The organism is Peribacillus sp. P4_C12, from assembly GCF_056402095.1.
Map to the genome: position 1 here is coordinate 1 of NZ_JBFUIB010000363.1, position 3,854 is coordinate 3,854.

Annotated in this window: 4 protein-coding genes; all 4 read right to left on the reverse strand. The window is 38.8% G+C overall.

The features are described from left to right. Window positions 1-61: 61 nt before the first annotated feature. The 4 genes from sleB to AC1DUW_RS22970 all read right to left on the reverse strand — a co-directional run bounded on the left by sleB (window position 62) and on the right by AC1DUW_RS22970 (window position 3,780). The gene (gene sleB / locus AC1DUW_RS22955; protein ID WP_053346797.1) at window positions 62-913 is read right to left on the reverse strand and encodes a spore cortex-lytic enzyme; all 852 of its coding nucleotides are present in this window, start codon (window positions 911-913) and stop codon (window positions 62-64) included. A 125-nt stretch (window positions 914-1,038) separates the two neighbouring features. Beyond that, complete coding sequence (gene prsW / locus AC1DUW_RS22960) at window positions 1,039-1,725, reverse strand: glutamic-type intramembrane protease PrsW (RefSeq protein WP_053346798.1); 687 nt, start codon at window positions 1,723-1,725, stop codon at window positions 1,039-1,041. 97 nt (window positions 1,726-1,822) lie between these two features. Next, window positions 1,823-2,788: an asparaginase gene (locus AC1DUW_RS22965; RefSeq protein WP_053346799.1), complete on the reverse strand. Its 966-nt coding sequence runs from the start codon at window positions 2,786-2,788 to the stop codon at window positions 1,823-1,825. Between the two features lie 23 nt (window positions 2,789-2,811). Then, a complete protein-coding gene (locus AC1DUW_RS22970; protein ID WP_053346800.1) occupies window positions 2,812-3,780 on the reverse strand; it encodes a YpdA family putative bacillithiol disulfide reductase in 969 nt (322 codons plus the stop codon). Window positions 3,781-3,854 lie beyond the last annotated feature (74 nt).

Below are 3,854 nucleotides of genomic sequence, written 5' to 3' on the forward strand. Positions count from 1 at the left end.
CCTGCAACGACTACAACAAGCAGGACAATCACTATATTCCTGATCATTTTCCTTCACCTCTTTACTTACAAAAGATATGTTTTCCGATTCTTTTAATTTGTTCTCTTGACCAGATCCACTTACTTGTTGCCGTATCGGGATTAAAGTAATATTCTGCATTACCGCTTGGATCCCAACCATTGATAGCATCCACGACGGCTTCTTTTGCCCTTTCGTTTGGTGTCAGCCAAATCTGTCCATCCGCAACAGCCGTAAAGGCCCCAGGTTCAAAAATCACTCCCGAAATGGTATTCGGGAAAGATACACTCTCTACCCTATTTAAAATTACGGCTGCAACAGCAACTTGACCGGTATATGGCTCCCCCCGCGCCTCGCCATATACGGCATTGGCCATCAGTTGTATATCATTCTGAGAGTATCCGCCCGGAAGATTCGCTGCTGTAGCAGTTTTGGAGGGTGTTTTTTCGGATGGAGCTTTGCCTCCACTTGGCTTAGATCCTGATGCATTCCCCTTCACTTTTACCTGCTTTTCAATATCGACTCCTCCATAATACGTAAACTCGTTACCTTTATTAATCTGTTCGTGAACAAATTTACTATTAAAATTAGAGGCATTTGCCAACTTCTGTTTTGTAGAGGACCCGGCAAAGCCATCGATTGGAAGTCCGAAATCTTGTTGAAAGTTTCGAAGTGCCCAATAAGTACCCCAGCCATAGACTCCATCAATCTTTCCATGATAGTATCCAATGTTTTGTAACCGTGCTTGAAGTTCAATTACATCATCACCAACCGCGCCTTTTTGAATAACTTGGCTCGAAAAGGCATTTGTTCTTGTTTCCGGGAAAATTCCGAAACAAATCGTTATACACGAAAACAGCAAAAGCCATTTCCATTTTGACGAAATTCCTTTCATCAAAAACACTCCTCTTTTTCTTGAATTAATGTAATTCTATTTTCTTCTTAACTGGCTTTTTTATTCCAAACCAATAAAAAACGGAGCGGGCAAAATATGCCAGCACTCCGTCATAGAAATATATATTACTTACTAAGAAAATGATTTTGAGAAAGTTTTTCTGCATGAAACTCAGACAATAAACGAGCTTTTTTTACTTTTTTCATACCTAACCACCATAAGTAAATCATAAATGGCAAGATAAAATACACCCAAAATTTTTGTGATATTAAAATATAGTCATAAACCCCATGTAGCAAGATTGGTATGACAAGTGCCAAGAATAAATAGGACCTATTATTCGAAGTAGAAAATTTCGCCTTGCCCAAATAGTACCCCATGATTACACCGAATAAAGCGTGACTTGATACAGGGAGAATAGCTCTGATAAAAGCATGTTCTACTCCATTGGCCAGCAAATACATTATATTTTCCATTGTGGCAAATCCAAGGGAGACTGCTGCACCATAGACGATTCCATCATATGGCTCATCAAAGGCTATATGTTGATATATTACATATATGAGTATGAACCACTTGAAAAATTCTTCAAGCAATGCAGCCCATAAAAAAGCATTAGCAAAATCGGTATTTAAAATATGTTCCGTTTCAAGCACATATTGGATAAACATAATCGGCAGAACAAGGAAGACACCGAAGAAAAAAGTTTTGATGACAACCGAAATGGGTTCGGTTTCATATTGATCTTTCAAATAGAAATAGCTGAGCAGCGCCAACCCTGGCGCAATAGCTGCTGACAACATGACCAGCATAAGCTGACCCTCTTTTCTTTTTCTTTTTCTTAATCGTACCACGGAATGCAGAAAAACTAAATCTAAGAATCAAAGTCTTTCTACATTTTTTAATTCCTCAGTACTTAAAGAATTTTTCATCTACGGTGTGTTCACTGGATAGAACGACAGCTAACTTAATTCTTGCTTTCTTGCTGTCATAGTCAGCACCTAATATTACTCCACGTTGTTTTAGATCAAATGCGCTACCTTCATAATCATAAGCTGGATATACTTTTCCTTCTTCCGCACTTGTAGTCATGACGATAGTAACACCATTATCGATTGCCTCTTGGATGGCAGGAACCATTTCCGGTGTAACCTGTCCCCTGCCAACACCTTCGAGCACGATACCCTTAGCGCCTTTTTTGACCGAAGCTTCTATAAAAAGGCCATCAGCGCCAGTATGGCACTTGATGATATCCACCCTAGGGATACGATGATGGATATCAAAGCACTCCCGATGTAGTGGTTTTTGATATATGCTAACGATATCGTTATCAATAATACCTAAATACCCATAGCCAAAAGATTCAAATCCTTGCAAATTGGAAGCATGTACTTTTTTTACATATTTTGCTGAATAGATTCTTTCATTAAAAACAACAACCACACCAACGTCATAAAGCAATTCACTCGCCGCGCATAATATTGAATTTCTTAAATTCGAATACACATCAGTTCCAACATCTTTAGGAGATCGCTGAGAACCAGTTAAAACAATTGGGCGTTGATCCTTAATCGTAACATCCAAGAAATAAGCCGTTTCTTCTAATGTATCCGTACCGTGAGTTACGACAATTCCAGTAACATCTGGATCCTCCAATTCTTTTTGAATTGCACATTTAAGTTTTTCCATTTTCCCAAAACCCATGGACATACTAGAAATCCGGAAAAGGTCTACAACTTTCATTTCAATATGGTTTGGTAGTTTGCAAAGTGATGCTAACTCTATCCCGCTTAACGCACCAGAAGCCAACATACCATTCGTGGTTTCTTTACTGGCGATTGTTCCACCTGTTGTTATTAATGATATTTTCTCCATACTTTCAGCTCCTGTAATAAAAATTACTTTTCCTTAACAGCCAAATGGTATGCAATCAAGCCTCCATGAAACCGACCATTTTCAATGAAGATTTCATTCGCATTATTTCCAGCTGCTAGAACTCCAGCAATATAGATACCTTCAATGTTCGTCTCCATCGTTTCCTCATTATAAGTAGGCCTTCCTGTCTCCTCGTCAATTTTGATGCCCATTGATGCTAAAAATGAATGATCAGGATGATATCCAGTCATTGCAAACACAAAATCATTTTTAATAACCTTTTCCTCGTTACCTACGTGATAAATGACACTCTCCTCTGTGATCTCATCAATAACCGCATTAAATTCCATCATAATTGTCCCATTACGGACTAATGATTCAAATTCAGGGAGAATCCATGGTTTAATTTTTGAAGAGAATTCTGAGCCTCTATACAGGACTGTAACTCTTGCCCCTGACTTGACCAACTCCAGCGCTGCATCTACACTTGAGTTTTTACCACCGATGACTGTAACATCACAGTTAAAGTACGGATGACCCTCCTTGAAATAATGAAACACTTTAGGAAGCTGCTCACCGGGAATACACATATAATTAGGATGATCATAATAACCGGTCGATACGATGACTCGCAAAGCTGTATAGTCGCCTTTTGATGTCCGGACTAAAAATTTACCATTATCCTGTTTTTCCACTTTTTCCACTTTTTCGAACTTATTCACACGCAGTTCTTTCCTTCTAGCTACCTCCCTATAATAGGCAAGTGCCTGATTACGGACAGGCTTACGGTTTTCCGTGATAAAAGCCGTGTCACCAATCTCCAATTTTTCACTTGAACTAAAAAAGGTTTGATGTGTTGGATACCGGTATATGGAATCCACCACATTGCCTTTTTCAATGATTAGAGACTGTATCCCCACTTCCTTCAGGGCAATTGCAGCAGCCAATCCACATGGACCTCCACCTATGATAATTACTTCTTCATAATTCATTTATACTCCACTGCCTTCCTACTCACTATGTAATTCTTTCTCTAAAAAAAATAAAAACTCCTATCAATACATGA